This is a genomic window from Candidatus Uabimicrobium amorphum (assembly GCF_009002475.1).
Taxonomy (GTDB): domain Bacteria; phylum Planctomycetota; class Uabimicrobiia; order Uabimicrobiales; family Uabimicrobiaceae; genus Uabimicrobium; species Uabimicrobium amorphum.
Window position 1 is genome coordinate 4,836,872 of sequence record NZ_AP019860.1, and the last position, 16,485, is coordinate 4,853,356.

General features: G+C 38.7%; 12 protein-coding genes. 9 read left to right on the forward strand and 3 right to left on the reverse strand.

Annotation, left to right across the window (positions count from 1 at the left end; genetic code table 11):
- Positions 1-3: 3 nt before the first annotated feature.
- Genes UABAM_RS17595 through UABAM_RS17605 form a run of 3 tightly spaced genes read right to left on the reverse strand, consistent with a single transcriptional unit; the run spans position 4 to position 2,578 of the window.
- On the reverse strand, positions 4-480 hold the full coding sequence (locus UABAM_RS17595) for a peptidylprolyl isomerase (protein ID WP_151969322.1): 477 nt from the start codon (positions 478-480) through the stop codon (positions 4-6).
- 3 nt (positions 481-483) lie between these two features.
- Complete coding sequence (lspA, locus tag UABAM_RS17600; protein ID WP_151969323.1) at positions 484-1,269, reverse strand: signal peptidase II; 786 nt, start codon at positions 1,267-1,269, stop codon at positions 484-486.
- 22 nt (positions 1,270-1,291) lie between these two features.
- Positions 1,292-2,578 (reverse strand): phosphoribosylamine--glycine ligase, encoded by a 1,287-nt coding sequence (locus UABAM_RS17605; RefSeq protein WP_151969324.1) that lies wholly within the window; start codon positions 2,576-2,578, stop codon positions 1,292-1,294.
- A 392-nt stretch (positions 2,579-2,970) separates the two neighbouring features.
- On the opposite strand from UABAM_RS17605, the gene UABAM_RS17610 reads away from it, so the two are divergent.
- The 9 genes from UABAM_RS17610 (at position 2,971) to UABAM_RS33465 (ending at position 16,480) form a co-directional block, all read left to right on the forward strand.
- The gene (locus UABAM_RS17610) at positions 2,971-5,445 is read left to right on the forward strand and encodes a serine/threonine-protein kinase (RefSeq protein WP_151969325.1); all 2,475 of its coding nucleotides are present in this window, start codon (positions 2,971-2,973) and stop codon (positions 5,443-5,445) included.
- A gap of 77 nt (positions 5,446-5,522) precedes the next feature.
- Entirely contained in the window at positions 5,523-7,022 is a 1,500-nt protein-coding gene (locus UABAM_RS17615; RefSeq protein ID WP_151969326.1) for a YifB family Mg chelatase-like AAA ATPase, read from the forward strand.
- A gap of 465 nt (positions 7,023-7,487) precedes the next feature.
- Positions 7,488-8,570: a PDZ domain-containing protein gene (locus UABAM_RS17620; protein ID WP_151969327.1), complete on the forward strand. Its 1,083-nt coding sequence runs from the start codon at positions 7,488-7,490 to the stop codon at positions 8,568-8,570.
- A gap of 178 nt (positions 8,571-8,748) precedes the next feature.
- Positions 8,749-9,315 (forward strand): RNA polymerase sigma factor, encoded by a 567-nt coding sequence (locus UABAM_RS17625; RefSeq protein ID WP_151969328.1) that lies wholly within the window; start codon positions 8,749-8,751, stop codon positions 9,313-9,315.
- Between the two features lie 33 nt (positions 9,316-9,348).
- Positions 9,349-9,894, forward strand: coding sequence for a hypothetical protein (locus UABAM_RS17630; RefSeq protein ID WP_151969329.1), 546 nt, complete (start codon positions 9,349-9,351; stop codon positions 9,892-9,894).
- 18 nt (positions 9,895-9,912) lie between these two features.
- The gene (locus UABAM_RS17635) at positions 9,913-10,908 is read left to right on the forward strand and encodes a S1C family serine protease (protein WP_151969330.1); all 996 of its coding nucleotides are present in this window, start codon (positions 9,913-9,915) and stop codon (positions 10,906-10,908) included.
- Between the two features lie 47 nt (positions 10,909-10,955).
- Complete coding sequence (locus UABAM_RS17640; RefSeq protein WP_151969331.1) at positions 10,956-11,846, forward strand: hypothetical protein; 891 nt, start codon at positions 10,956-10,958, stop codon at positions 11,844-11,846.
- Between the two features lie 82 nt (positions 11,847-11,928).
- Positions 11,929-15,873, forward strand: a complete 3,945-nt coding sequence (locus UABAM_RS17645; protein WP_151969332.1) for a tetratricopeptide repeat protein — start codon at positions 11,929-11,931, stop codon at positions 15,871-15,873.
- A 463-nt stretch (positions 15,874-16,336) separates the two neighbouring features.
- On the forward strand, positions 16,337-16,480 hold the full coding sequence (locus UABAM_RS33465) for a hypothetical protein (RefSeq protein WP_173013393.1): 144 nt from the start codon (positions 16,337-16,339) through the stop codon (positions 16,478-16,480).
- Positions 16,481-16,485: the final 5 nt, after the last annotated feature.

Genomic DNA, 16,485 nt, shown 5'->3' on the forward strand with positions numbered 1-16,485 from the left:
GTGTTACTCTGTGATCTTAACTTTCATTTCTATGCGATCATGAGGATTGTCAGCACCATCACGTGGTTGAGACACAATTTGGTCAGCTACATCCATTCCGGATGAGACTTTACCAAAGACAGTATATTGCTTATCTAAAAACAAGGAATCTTTTACTACAATAAAAAATTGGCTACCAGCACTGTTCGGATCACTTGATCTTGCCATTGATAAGATTCCTCTTTTGTGAGGAGTATTGTTAAATTCGGCATTTACGTTGTATCCTGGTCCACCGGTTCCATGTCTTGAACGATCATTGCTCTTAGAGTTAGGATCTCCTCCCTGAACCATAAAACCTGGAATAACACGGTGAAAAGTACAGCCATCGTAAAATCCCTCTTTTGCCAATTTGATAAAATTTTCTACGTGCTTTGGAGCTACGTCTGGCAAGAATTCCAATTCAATATTTCCAAATTTTGTTTCAATAGTAGCGGTTGCCATTTCTTATGCATCCTTTCTATGCTTTTCTTTATATGAGATATAAAGTTCGATTAAACAATATAAAATTACTCCTGTTACAATAAATACATCTGCAAAGTTGAAGGTTGGCCATTGCATAAATCCGAGATTGAAATCTAAAAAATCTCGCACTCCATTAAAAAATGTCCTATCCCATAAATTTCCGAATGCCCCAGAGGTAATAAATGCCAGTGGAATCATGTACGGTTTGCTTTTGTCATTGCGAAAAACAATAAACAAGATGAAACAAATCGCAACAAGTGAAAATATCGTTAAAACAATTGTTTGGCCCTGTAAAATTCCCCAAATCGCACCGCGATTCATCACAATGAGAAAACTAAAAAAAGAAGAGGAAACATGTAGTTTGTCTTCTTGAGGTTTTACAAAAAAACGTTTGCCGTTTTGCCAATCTTTCACAATCCACATGTCTTTTGCCCTTTGGATAAAGGCGCGATCTTTTATTTCGTATCCCTGTTCTTTGAAAATTTTCTTTAAAGTTGGACTCACGCGACGGTGATATAGTTCCGACTTATATTTCATGTCGATGGTAAATTTTTTGTATGCGTGTAAAATTTCCAAAGGTTCGTAGTCTTTTTTTACGTAAACATAAGGTTTTTGATCGTCATAGAGTATCCTCATGTCTTTATCTTGAGGAGCGGCGTCAGCAATGACAACCGAAAAATAATCAAAAACATACTTTTTGCTCGCAATGTCCACTACAAACAGAGTGATGACTATCGCAAAAAATATAATAATGTCTTTAGTTTTCATAAATCGATTCACATATTAAAGATTATTTATTTTTGTTTTTATTCGTTATTTGTGGAATGCGAAATACAATATCTTCTTTTAAGTCATTGTAAGCGACACTCTCTTGCATATTTTTATAGGTTCCGTTTACGGTTTTCCCTGTGGAGACGATTCCTAGAATTCTTTCTCCTGTTCCCCAAACTGTGTCACGCATTCGTTTGGTTTTCCCACAAAAAACCTTGGTGTTTTCATCTTCTTCATCCATGGGGAAGATCGGAAGTTTTACATGCCCCCCGGCTGATTTGATTTGATTTTCTTTTGCGGCAACAAGTCCTACCACAGAGTGCTTGCTCCACTGGATATTGAGATTTTCTAGTGTACCATTTAAAGTATGAAGTATCAAATCAACAAAGTCACCCTGATATACATTTAGCAAAACTTGTGCCAATATATCGCTCCATTGGATTTTGAAGTCCAAAACACGTGCACCCTTTTCCGTTATAACCATATCGACGGTGAGAAAACCTTTGTAGGAATGATATTGCCGATTGATCGCATGTACAAGTGGTACAATGACTTCACGTTCAATGTGGTGTATCATTCTTGGGGACGCACAATTTACCGGAGAAAATGCTCCCAATTTTATTGGGTAGCGATTACCATCGACAAATTCTCTGACAATTTGGCATGCTGGGAAGGGGATTATTGTCTGGCGATCAATCAATATTGTCATGGAGATAATGTCACCATGAATAAAATTTTCGATAATGACGCGCTCCCCTGCTTCACCAAAAACTTTTTGCTTCATTACTTTGTCTAAGTGGGAAACGACATGCTCCATGGAATGACATACCACTGTTCCCGCAAGAGCCGTCCCCTCTATTTTTAGCACTAGAGGAAATTGCGCATGTTCGCAAAAATTCATGACTCCATCAATATTTTCAAATACATGGTATGGAGAAGTTGGTATGGAGTAGTGTCGCATAAGTTCTTTAGCAACTACACGACTAGCTCCTATCTCGGCTTGTTTTGCACGCGGAGCAAAAATACGCAGCTTTTCTTTGTGAAATTGATCCGCAATCCCGTCAGCAATAAGGCGGTAGGGGCCTACAAGTGTTAGGTCGATTTTTTGTTCTTTGGCGAATTTTAATATCTGAAAGTAATCTGTTTCGGGAATATTTAAGCATTCCGCAATGTCACGCATCCCTTCATTTCCAGGAGCGGCATATATCTCTGCTACTTTGGGTGATTGTTTTAGTTTCCAAACCAGTGAGTGCTCTAGGATTCCACCACCGATGACTAAAACTTTTAAATTTTTATTTTTTGGCATATTTTTAGATAAACTCTAGATATTTTGATTATCGAGTATGTATTCTCTGAAATTACATAACAAAATGGTTTTTTGACAAAGAACAAACTTTCTGTCGAAAGATATATCTATATATCAAACGAGCAAAGTATGTTTTTTGTTTGAATAATAGTTTATGTAAAGTTCATACCCCAAAAAATATCAAAATAAGATGTATGAACGTATTCTATATACTATATTTTCAAGTATAACAAAAATCGGCTCAGAACGATGAAGTTTTTCTAAAAAGGCGAAAGTTTTCTTGTTTGTAATATATTTTTTGTTTACAGTGTAAACACGTCTTTAACACAAAGAATCGTGGTAAGTTTGTAGAATCTAGCATGTTTAGAAAAATAATCAGAATACGGTGAAAAATGGATGTCACACAAAATCAATCAATTGTTCAGCGTTACAAAATCTTGAAAGAAATCGGTCAAGGAGGTATGGGGCGCGTTTACAAAGCGTATGATAAAAACTTAGATACGGAAGTTGCCATCAAGGTTTTGTTGGCAGGTGAAAGTGCCAATGACAAACAAAAAACGCGTTTTTTACGCGAAGCACAAGCGCTTTTGGCTTTGCGACATAAGAATATTATTCATATTTACGATGTTTTTTCACAGCCGCAGTTATTTTTTACAATGGAATATGTCGATGGTTGCACTCTAAGAGAGTATCAACAACAGCATTCACGCAAGCAAACGATTGACGTACTTATGAAAGTTGCGAGAGCAGTACATTACATGCATGAAAATGGCATTATCCATCGCGATTTAAAACCAAGCAATATATTGGTGACAAAAGAGGGAGAGCCTGTTGTGATGGATTTTGGTCTTGCAAAAATGATGGACTCTAGTGGTACACTGACCAAAACAGGGGATGTAATGGGGACAGTGAAATACGCTTCTCCAGAGCAAATTTTTGGTAAGCCTGTAGACAAAACTACGGATATTTATTCTTTGGGGGTCATTCTTTATGAAATTGTGTACAAGCGTAATTTGTTCGAGGCAAAAAGCCATGAAAATTTATTGTTCGCGATTTTAAACGACAAACCGGAGTTCACCGGAAACGTATCGGGAGAGTTGCAACGCATTTGTAAAAAAGCGTTGGCAAAAAATAAAGAACAACGCTACGAAAATGCCGCACAGTTTGCACGAGATCTGCGTAATTTCCAAAACGGTATGCGTACAAGAAGTCGTAGTAAGCAAGGTGGGTCTTTGCACATTGTCGGAATCGTTGTTGCCGCTGTGGTGTTCATTTTTGCTTTGCTGGGGATTTTTTTGCAACAAAGTACCGAAGAAATCCCATATGAAAAAACGACCAATAGCGCCACCAAAGAGGCGCAACAACACTTTGCTCGATACTTAGATAGTTACGAAAAATACGAACTTGAAGAAGCATGGCAACATTTGAAAAACGCCATCGCGCAGAATCCTCGTCCGGCATACTATGTTCACGCTTGGCACTTAAATTCATGTTTTATACGCTATGGTTGGGATGATCCTATCATCAAACTCAAGAGAAAACTTATCCAGAAAGAGTTTTCTTCGATCTTAACCGCGGAGTTTTTTGCGCGTCTTCAATCGAGTGAGGATTTTTTAGATATTTACTCTTTGGCGTTGATAAAACAGATGAAAAAATCTGCCACACGCGCAGAACTCATCGCGGAATTTGAGAAGTGTTGGAAAAAATCCTCTTATTCGCAAGCTGCAGAGAGGTTATTGGGTCTATACTACCATGAAAAAGGTTTTGATTATGCACAACGTTTCTTTTTAAGTATAAAGAAAAAGTCACCTAGTTTATATGAGAAGCATGCATATCTTTGCAAACTAGAAAAGCGCGACAGCTATCGTTCGTATCTTACAGCGGCAAACAAAGGACATCTCGATGCAAAATGTTCGGTTGCTGCGATGGATAAAACTTCCTTTGAACCTATTGCAAACGAAGGGTACGCACGTGCGATTCGCGCTGTGTGTCAAAGTCATTTAGCAAAAAGGTCTGCTGATGCAGAGAAGTGGTTGAAAAGATTACAAAACAAACAGCAGCAATTGCTGGCATATAGCCTTTATGATTTGGAAGGTTTTATAGAAAAAGGGTTAGATAAAAACAAGTTAAAAGCGCAACACCATTTTGATAATTTTCGCATGCTGTTTGATTGTTTCTATGTTGATCTTGCATGGTGTGAAATTCGTGAGGCGATACGTTTAGATCCCGACAACTTTGTGTACTACATCTATGCATCTCAGCTGTACATGACCGTGCTATATTTTGTGTATGAGAAGCCAGATGATAAAAACGAAGCAAGGCAAAAAGAAATCGCAGATACCTTGCGCATTGTGAAGAATATGGTACCGGAAAATCCACAAACCGCAGAAGAAAAGTCAGCAAAAGCGGTCTATTTATGGTATTTGCAAAAGAAAACGCTGGGCGGTAAGCTTTTCGAAGAGGCTTACGAAAAACACGGTTGCCAAGATTTTTTTCCCAACTTATTGAGCTACTACATTGAATTTGGCAAACATGAAAAGGCATTTAGATTAAGTAAAAAAGTTATGTATAGTGACGACTCTACTTCGCGAGCGGTACTTGCGTGCGGAAGAGTGTTTAATGGCAACGAAAGAGTGGCTGCTTATGAAAAATCAGGAAAGTTAGGTAATATCAATGGGCAGTGTGCTTTTTACGATGTTCGAAAACGGCAAAATCATCGTTTGTGGTTGTCGATTGCACTGGCGGATTTTTACCGCGCTTTTTCCCACTTACAAAGAATAGATAGACGACACCAATACTACTGGTCGAAACACGCACATCGCAAATTAAAAGATTGGTCGGGTTACAGTGTGGCCAGTTTGCGTTAAAAGCGGCCACTGACTTGTCGCAAGCATTCTTATAATACTTTTTTGTAACATAATTACTATTGCAAAGGAGTATTTGAATGCTTTCTAAATTGTGGAGCATGACCGTTGTTGGTGTCGATGGAATCCTCATCGAGATAGAAATTGACATAAGCAATAAGCTACCGCGCTTTGATATCGTAGGACTTCCCGATACGGCGATTCGCGAGGCAAAGTACCGCGTGCGCACAGCGATCAATAATTCAGGTTTCGAGTTTCCGTATGCGCGAATACTGATAAACCTTGCACCTGCGAATATTAAGAAACAAGGACCACGTTACGATTTGCCTATTGCGTTGGGGTTGTTAATGGCGAGTGGACAAATGGACAATACGCCATTTCATGATACAGTGATTATAGGTGAGCTTGCTCTTGATGGTAGTGTACGAGCGGTACCCGGAATTTTGAGTATGGCCCTTGCAGCGCAATCGTATGGCTTGAAAAAGTTCGTGTGTGCAAAGGACAATGCTGCGGAAGCGGCGGTGGTAAACAATATAGATGTCTACCCTATCCATTCACTACGCAGTATTGACAATATTTTTCGCGAGAAATATATCAAAACCGCAACAAAAAACGAGGACAAAAAATATCACTTTGACTACAATGAGGTGGTGGGCCAAGAGATGGTAAAACGCGCGGTTTTAATTGCCGCAGCAGGACAGCATCATTTTTTGTTGTGTGGCTCACCGGGATGTGGTAAGTCGATGATTGCCAAACGTTTTGCGACGATACTACCAACACTTAGCGAAAGCGAGTCTATAGAGTCTACTCAAGTTTACAGCGTCGCCGGTTTGGCGAACGGTCTTGTGAAAAAGCCTCCATTTCGCGCACCACACCATAACATAAGTAGTGTTGCTCTTGTGGGTGGGGGAAGCTTTCCGCAACCTGGAGAGATAAGTCTTGCGCATAATGGAGTGCTGTTTCTCGATGAATTGCCAGAATTTTCGCGCAAAACGTTGGATATGTTACGTCAGCCACTCGAAGATGGTGGGGTGACCATTTCGCGTGCGCAGTATAAAGTGTTGTTCCCGTGTAAATTTACACTTGTTGCGGCGATGAACCCTTGCCCTTGTGGTTACTATGGCGATGAGCATCGTATGTGCAATTGTCCCGAGTATATGGTGCAAAGATACCAAAAACGCATCTCTGGTCCTTTGTTAGATCGTTTTGATTTACATATAAACGTAAGACGTGTGGAACAACAGTTTCTCATTCAATCGCAAACATCTACGAGCTCTAGTGAAATGCGTCGTCTGGTTATTGAGGCTCGTACACGACAAGAAAAGCGTTTTGCTACCCACAACATAAAAACAAATGCACAAATGTCGCTAAATTTGATAAAAAAATTTTGCAAATTATGCGAAGAAAGTGAAAGCTTAATAAAGAAAGCAAATGAATCGAGTGGTTTTAGCGCGAGGTCGTATCAAAAAATTTTAAAAATTAGCCGCACCATTGCTGATCTTGACCAAAGCGAGGTGGTGAGGCGCAAACATGTTGCCGAGGCGCTACAGTATCGTTTTTTGGATACGAGTCCGTTTTAGAAATATTATTTGGTTTCCATTGCGCAGAAATGTTGATAACGGTCATTTCTGCGAAAGTCGGAATCCACGATTTGTTGTTCATTTGTGAACGCCATCATCCCCAGTTTAACAAGGGATTACGTAGGGGAAATGCTTTTTTGTTGTTTAGATTCGTCGTTCATTTTTGATATAACACGTTGTGTCATAAAAAATTATTTTATTTATAGTTCAAACAATTATTGCAAAAAATGCGTAATAGTATAAGGAAGTAAAAGCGCCTCAAAATTTGTGTTTTATAGAGTTTTGGCCTTGTATACGATTTTCAATTCACACTTGGAGATGGTACACCGGCAAAATTTAAAAATTTCAATGTATAAATTACATTACTTTTTTAGACCGCCAAATCCTCTCTATATTCAAAATTTTGACTTTTTTACCTCTATTGTGCTGCCAAAAGCATAATTTTAAATGTGAAGGAGATTGTTAATGTACAGAATGTATGTGTTGTTTATATTTTTGTTTGGCGTTGTCTTTTGCCAAGAAGACGCTTCTTTGGATAAGGTCAAAGAAGAGTTACGCCGCGAAATGATTACTGAGATCGATAAAAAACTTAAAGATGTACGCGAAGAATTAATCAACCAAGTAGATCGTCGTCTTGCAGGTCTTCGCCAAGAAGGATACCTGGGAGCTAGTTTGAAAGAAATTAGCGAAGGGTTGCGCACACTTCTTGATTTAGAACCAAACGAAGGTGTTTTAGTTACAGAAGTCGAAATGGACGGACCAGCAGCCAAGGCTGGTATTGAGAAAATGGATATTATTCTTTCCATTGCCGGAAATAAAGTTTCTTCTCCTGCACAATTACAAAAGCTCATTCGCAGTATGAAGCCTGGTTTTACAGTGCGTTTTAGCATATTAAGTAAACGCGAGAAAAAAGATGTGGATGTCAAACTTGGTGGAAAGCTGTATGGTGAAAAAAGAGCCAATCCTCTGCGAAAAATGTTTTCTGGAAATAGCGACCTTGAGAAACTTATGGAAAAACAAATGGAACAGATGTTTGGACATTTGCCTAAAGAGCAACGCGAGATGATGAAGCAAATGCAGAATAAACTTCGCAAACAACTTGAGAATTTACAAAAAGATCCTGAATCAATGCGCGAATTGGGAAAAAATTTACAAGATATGCTAAAAGATCTTGTGCCAAATGAAAATAACGATGAAACAGAAGAAGATGACTCTGATGAAGATGCGGAAATTGATAATCTTCTCGATGATTTGATGGAAAATGACACTGCTGTTGAATTGGGAATGTTACTCATCCCTATCCCTGAGCCTCTAAAGCAACGCGAAGGCTACGAAAAAGACTATGGTGCTTTGGTTTCACAAGTCGACGGTTTGGCCTCAAAAAAAGGTGTACAGAAATGGGATATCCTCATGGAGATCAATGGTCAAAAGGTAACTTCCAGCAATTATGGTAACAAGATTATTTCGCAACTGAAATCAGGAAGTAAGCTAAAACTAAAGCTCTTTCGCAAAGGCCAAGAAAAAGATTTAGTGATCGATTTAAAATAGCAAGTTTTGTACTTAACCTAACTTGAAACCCTTTTGGACGAAACTAAATTTCGTTTTACTTTCCCATGTAATCCGATAAAATAATAGAAGCGTTCTTTGAACGTTTTCCAGGATTGTTTCGTTAACATAGAGTTTACGAAACTGACTAACTTAGTCTATTACTAGATAGAAAAGTACCATGGCCGATAAAGAAGATACAGATATCATTAAGAGGTGCCAACAGGGAGACGAAGAAGCATTTAAGCAACTTGTTAAACGGTACCAGGACAAAGCGATTTGGATTGCTTATCAGATGGTAAATAATTATGAAGAAGCCCGGGATATTTCTCAGGATGCTTTCATACGCGTTTATAAATCCATCAATAAGTTCAATTTAATGAGTAACTTCTATACATGGTTATATCGTATAGTTGTTAACCTATGCATTGACCATCTTCGCAGGTTTAAAAACCGAAATCGTGCTATCTCGACGGAAGATATTGGAGAAATTTGCGACGAAAAGCCAAGTCACGAAGTCAATCTCGAAAAAATGGAGCTTTTGCAAAAAATCTACAATGTTTTGGAGCAAATTCCTCCGAAATATAAAGCAATTCTTATTTTACGAGATATTGAGGACTATGACTGTAAGGAAGTCGCGGATATTCTCAATTGTAATCATAATACCATACGTTGGCGCTTATTCCGTGGTAGGCAGATTTTTAAGGATATATGGGAAAAAACAGAGGGGTCAAAATCTCCAGTATAATCAAAATGATTTATATTTTAGGGTTAAAAAAACATGTTTCAATGGTTTATTCGCAAATTTATTCCTTTGAGTTTGACAAAAGACGAGCTTCCCATTTTCGGGAAGAGTCTACAGCATCGCATTAGCAAGTCATATAAACAAGAACAAAACAAATACGAATTTCATCGCGGAAATCTACAGTTACTTGGGAGCACCAAACTAAAAGAAGAGAACTTTGACGATTATTGGCGTGACATTAAATCCAAGATGAAAGAGCAAAAAAGCAGTAACCTTGCCATCAATGTTCCAAAAGTAACGTATCCAAATTTGTATTTACGACGAGGCTTTGCGATCGCTTGTGCACTTATATTTATAGTTGCTATTGTCGGACCGTTCAATATGGATAAGAGTAACTCGATTTTTTCTGCAAATGTTAGTTTTACCAGTATTATTTTCGGTGTCCCAAATCAGGACTCGAATTCTCAAGATGGCTTGTTGCCAGCAGATCTTTATGTGGAAGACATGCAAATTGATTTGCAAAAACAGACGTATGAACTCGATCGTGTTGTTAATTGTAAACTTGAAAGCGCAGCGTTCTAGAAAATGGGGCTTTGAACTATGCCAGTACATAAAAACATCCATATATATTTGTGCTTGTTGTTTTCAATATCCTCTATATTCTGTCAAACAGACAATACAACAAAAGCACCTTCGCTCTTAGACATAGAAAATGCTGTAAAACATATTGTTGATAAAGTAAAAGGTAGTGTTGTCAGTGTAGAAAGCTGTAATTCCGAAAACAAGTTCTCCAGGCATTCAGGTGTTGTTCTTGACGACCTGGGACATGTTGTAACAATTGCTAGCTCTATCAGAGGCGCGGAAAAAGTTTGTATTAAAACATTATCTGGAAAGTTGTTTCCTGCTAAATTAGTTGGCATTGATAATGTAACCAATTTAGCACTCGTGAGAGTAGAAGATGCGCAAAGTTTTCCATGTGTGGTCAAGGGCGACTCTTCGAAGTTGTCTCTGGGATCATTTTTGATATCAGTTGGCAATCCATACGGACTACAGAATTCTCCGTCTTTAGGTATTGTAAGTGGTCTGGAGCGAGTGGTTAAGTTTAATGATCATTTGCTTTTAGGACTGATTCAGACAACTGCTGCGATTAACCCTGGCGATGCAGGAGGGTTAGCGGTAGACTCTAAAGGTGAGTTTGTTGGAGTTATTTGTTCCACTCTTGGCGCTTCAAAGCCAATGGGGAACGCAATGGTATTACCACAAGGCATTAATTTTGTCATACCTAGTAATACTGTATATTGGGTGTGTGAAAATCTCATCAAGCATGGCAAAAAACGTGGTCGAATGGGAATTAATGTTAAAGATCAGCCACAAGGCGGAGTTGTTGTTACCAAAGTTGGGGCAGAGACTCCCGCGGCAAAAGTCGGTCTCGAAACAGGAGATTCTTTACTGGAAATTAACGGAGTTCCTATCCAAAGTGCACGAAAACTTGTTGGTCGTATGTACCATATGCTTGCTGGTGATACGATCGAATTTAAAGTAAAGAAAAAAGATGAACAAGTGGTTACCGTTAAAATTACCTTAGAAAGTTCCTAAGTTTAGATAAAAGCGCCATGCGGCGCTTTTTTTTATGGAGGAAGAACATGAAGTATTGGGTAATGATTTTTAGTTTGTTGATTACATCAATGACCTTTGCGCAGAGCGAAAAGGAGATTACCGACTTAATTGCAAAACTCGGCAGTGATGAATTTAAAGTTCGCGAAGAGGCTACGGAAAAACTTACGGAAATAGGGCAAACTGCCTTACCTCTTCTTCGCGAAGCCGAAAATCATCAAGATCCTGAAGTTTCTTGGCGCGCAACAAAAATCATTAAGCGCATCACCGAAAAACAATTGCAACAAGAGAATATTGTAAAAAAAGAAGAGCGGCAACGAAAACAAAGTACACCTTTTGCAAAAGAATTTGAGTATAAAGGTCCTGGGTTTCGTTTCAAGTTTCGTTTTTCGGGTAATGTAGACGATTTATTTGATGTAGAAAAATTTCTCAAAGATGGTGACATTCCCGAATTCCTAAAACGTCGGCAGTTCAAACATGTACCGAAAGATTTCATTCGTGATATCGAAGACTTTCAGCGACAATGGGAAGACTTTTTTTCTGAAGACAATGGAAGAGACATTGATCGTCTGCGTCGCCAGTGGCAAAAAATGCTCCCTTTCAACAGAAAAAGACAAACGCCGCAGCTAAAAAACAATTCCTTTATTTTCGGTTTACAATTGCAAAAAGTTGACGAAGTGGTACGTGCGCAATTGCAATTGAAAGAAAATCAAGGGGTTTTGGTCAAGAATATTTCTTCACGCGGACGCTTTGCGAATGCAGGCTTCCAAAAATGGGATCTAATCCTAAAAGTAAATGAGGAAGTAATTGTGAGTCCGCAACAGTTTAAAGAAATAGTTGATAATTTAGATGACAAAGCCAAAAATACTGTCGCGATCGTGCGACGTGGCAAACCGCAAGTAATTGAGTTTGTAAAATAATTGTTTACACATCATTATACGGTTTTTGTTATAATTACGGTAGGAATTGACCTGCCGTTTTTTTTTGTCCACAGATAAAATTATGAATGAATTGATCAAATTTTATTATCGCGCTGTAAGTTACTACTATGTTGGTAACAATTATGCTTTCGCACAAGAAGAGTGTTACAAAGCCATTGATTTCTCTACGCATAATAAAGTAGCTACCGCACTTCTTAAAGTCCTAAAACCGCGTGCACATACGCGCTTTAACTCCTTCCATTGCCATAAACTCCTCGAACAATTAGATAACGCAGATATCGATAATTTTTTGGTGCTGTTTCTCGCACAATACCACGCAGAGAGTATCGTATTTCGTCAGATAAATTGGGGGCCGCTTCAAGAAAATTTTACTCCCAATGCGGTGAAGCATCGTATGTGGGCGCATATTTTCGAGGGAGACTGGCGCTACGCTTTACAGTCTGCCGAAAGTTTGTTGTTACCAATCCAAGGGGACCCTGTTGTTTATTTTCAATTGGCGACAATCTATTTTCACATGCGTCATTTCTCTGAAGCAGAAAAGTACTTATTCGTTTTAGGACAATATGGCGGAATTTACACTACGGCAGCGATTAGTTTGTTGTTGCAGTTACCACAGCGAACATTTGATACGCTGGCTAAAAATGTATTGTTGACAAAATATAGCCAGACGCTTTCTATGTCAGAAAAGTTAGTGATTGCCGATTTTTTGCAAAAGTCATGGGATCAAAAGGCACTCTTTGCGTATGGAAAATCACTGTTAAAACAAGCGCAAGATCGCAAAGATTATTTGGGGTTGGCTGAAGTATATCTTGAAGCGGGGTATTGGAACCAGGCAATTGATTGTTGTTACGCTTTGCGTAAACCGACAGGAGAAGACATCGAAGAAATTACGCGAATTTTTCTACACCATCCTTCGCAAGCCATTACGAAATCACATAAAGCATATAAGTTTTTCAAATGGCTCATCGTTACGAGTAAAGACAGTTCTGCGGTTTTTTTTATGAACCGTTCATTACGCTCTGTGTTGCCAAAATTGGCCATGAAAGGCTATAAAAAATTTCGTAGTGAAAATGAAAAGGAGAGTCTTCTTGGACAAAGTATTTGTTACTTTTATTTGTGTAAGTACTCACGGTGTAAAAAACTACTTTGCCATGTGGAGGAAAAGTATCCTGATTTAAGTGCACAAGTAACGGAGTGGCGCGCACGAATAGATGTACAGGTGAAACCACAGCAAACCTTGCTTGAACTATGGGGAAAATCCGATAAACTCGATGTGGAACGTGTTTTGAGAGATCTTTGTTCTTCTGTATGTCCTGTATGCCACACTTATCAAAAGGAATTATCCTTTTGCCATAAATGTGGATTCATCCCTCTCAATATTTTTGCGTGGGAAAACGATCATCTACGATGGCAAAGCAATAAATTACTTTTCCCTAGAGAACTACTACTTGTGACCACCAGCGCCATTATTTATGAGAAAAATACCACCGTAGTTTTTGTGGTTTTTAGTCCACGTTCTGTCACTTTTGAATTAAAAAAGAATGGCAAACAATACGATACAAATACCATCGATGTCAATGGTTTAGAGATTTTAAAAAAGACCTTAAATGAAACAGGTATGTACGAAGCTATTGTACGCACTAAATACACGGAAAGTACTTGTAAATTTTTCGTCGCTGATGGTAATGACGAACTTAGTGTGTCATGTGTGACACAACGTTGGGTTGCGGAACGTGAGTTGGAAATCGTGTTACGTGTTGCGGATGGTTGGGGGTATGGTGTCAGTGGTACACCTCAAGTCGACCTATACGATTTACACACACAAAATCACCGTAAATGCAACATCATAGAGCAGAAAGGTAATCGCCTTTACTGTTACTGGAAAAACCTGGAGGTACTTACGCCATATAAGTATGTGTTTTTAAAAATGGGCGAGCAATCTTGGGTAATCACCGTTAAGACACAAAAAACAGCTTCATGGCAGCAAATCGTTGAACGATTTTATTCTCCGTTAGAAAAGGTAGGTTATCAGTACCAAGTAACAAAGAAGAAGTTATGTATTGATACCAAATATAGTTGCCAAGAAATGAGCGTTGTTACACAACCTATTGGTGCAGATGCTGTTGACATTTTTCGGGAAAATAATACACAATACTTGGAGGTTTCCATACCGAAATTTGTTGGGGGAGCATACTTCGGGGCAGCACGCTTTGCGAAAAAAAAAGCACAAGAACGTGGTGTGGAAGTCGCCTTTCCTTTAATTTGCCCACCACCAAAGTTTCGCGTATCTTTCCCGGAAGAGGTCCAACCAAATTTAAAATTTTCGGTAGATGTGAGTAGTGACTTTAGTGGAAAGCTTTATATTTTGTCGCGTGACAAAAATGTACTTTTCTACTCATTAAAAGATCAGCTTGCCATGCGCGACAATACATTACACTGTCAGCACTCACAAAGTACAATGTGGAATGTGCTGCCCTCCGACCTGAATATAAATAGTCGTTACTACACATATATTGGCGATTACGATTTTTCGCAAAGTGGGCAAATTGAACTAAAGGCAATGCCTCAAGAGGGGACACAAAAGTTTACATTTTTGGCAAGTGATGGTAATTTTTTTATTGAGAAAACAATTGCGATTCGCGTTATTCATTCCATGAAAATAGAATGTAGTTTTCCGGAAAAGATAGGCGAAAAAGACCACTGTGATATACCAATTACTTTTTGTTCGCAGTTATCTGTACCTTTTTCGGTACATTCGCAAAACAAAGGGGTGATTGTCGAAGGCCAAGCGGGCAATGAAACAGTTTCGATTAAAGTCCATGAACCCGATGTATTTACTTTAAATCTGGGAGATAAAAAACAAGTTCACAAAGTAGATCCTCTCTTAGAACGGGAGGAAACTCATAGCGTTATTGAAAAAGTAACACCGGAAAATATTTCTGCCGATGTTCGTGTGTATCGCAATGGTTATGGACTGATTCGCGAAATAGCCACCAATATCAAAGACGATCCTTTCTGTGGATTAGACCATGTTGCCGCAAAACTCTACGCCTTAGGAGTGCTATACAAACTGACTGCCGAAGGAAAAATCGACAGTGATCAATATCAAAATGAACAGGCAATTCTCCAATGGCAAAAGCACTTGCCAGATATTGAAAATCTAAACTTCCGTGAACCACAGCTCGTAACCGTTATACTGCTATATTTGTCGTTATATATCGAAATTCCCAAATTCAAAGACATCAAAAAATGCGCAACTGATTTACAAAACAAATGTTTGGAAAACAATATAAAGGATAATCGTTTACTATTTCTCTCTCTAGATTTCAGCAAAAAAACACGCAATGCTCTTGATGCTGCAGGTGCGATACTCCACGATATAAAAGTGAAAAAAGCCACGAGATATTTACAGAAGACCATGAAAGATTCCTCATGGACCAGTAAACTTCTCGGAGGAAACATTACCGCCACTGTTTGGGCAACACATGCACTGTGTCGTATAGATCATCATCTGGCACAGCAAGCGTTTGATTACGTCAATACTCAATGGGGAAATAACTCCTTGGGTAATGTTCACGCCGACATTGCGTATATGAAGTTAATGTACGCAGTAACTCAAAAGAATGAACAGCTCTCATGGCAACGCAAAGATACATCACTTTTAAGTTTTGTTTTACAAGGTCTTAAACCACAACAATTAAAATTACGTTTAGTAGGGCCAGAAGTTCTAAAACCAGGACACGAGTTTACCCTGAAAGGGCGTATAAAAAGTAAATACCCTAAGATACTCTTATATATTCCTGGTAACATCATCGTTTACAATCCTCAATACCAAGACCGCAAACACAGTTATAGTGGAAATGTAGTATGGCCTATTTCTACAAATGAGCTACAATTAAAATGCAAAGCACTGTGTAGTGGTGTGGGAACTGTATATGTTGTTGTTGAAGATATGTATAAATATGGCCAAAAAATCTATGACAGTTATCAGTTAGTTGTTGTTTAGTATTTTGCGAGGAAAATCGTATGCATTGTTGTTTAGATTGCGGTACGGAACTCGATTGTAAATTTAGATGCAAAAATTGTGGAAATCAATTTCGTCCATCTATTTTTTTTGCGGAAAGATGGAAGCGCGCAACGCAAATAACCACATATTGCAAACATTGCGGTAAAGAGAAAATACACGGTAAGCCTTGTCGGCATTGTGAGAAATATTAGGGCGTCGTTTTCAGATTGGTGCCCTCACCATCGAATTTAAGGTTTTAGCTTCGCTAAAAGCCTTAATTCTCATGCCTCTCCCACGGGAGAGGCATAACACATCTTAAGTTGCTCTCGCTGTTTTACTTTGTTACCGTTAAATATACAACACTAGATTTCAGAAAATTGGAAATCACTCTTTTGTCTCGCAAATCAAGCGAATTTAGTTTTTTACAAAAGAGAAGCATTACACCTCTCCCTGTGGGAGAGGTATGAGAATAGCAGGTTACAGCGCAGCTGTACCTGCTTATTCGATGGTGAGGGCATCGCACACCAACGAATATCAACACATTATTTCCCTTGAACAACGTGTACCTGCTTATTCGATGGTGAGGGCATCGCATACCAACAAATGACAATA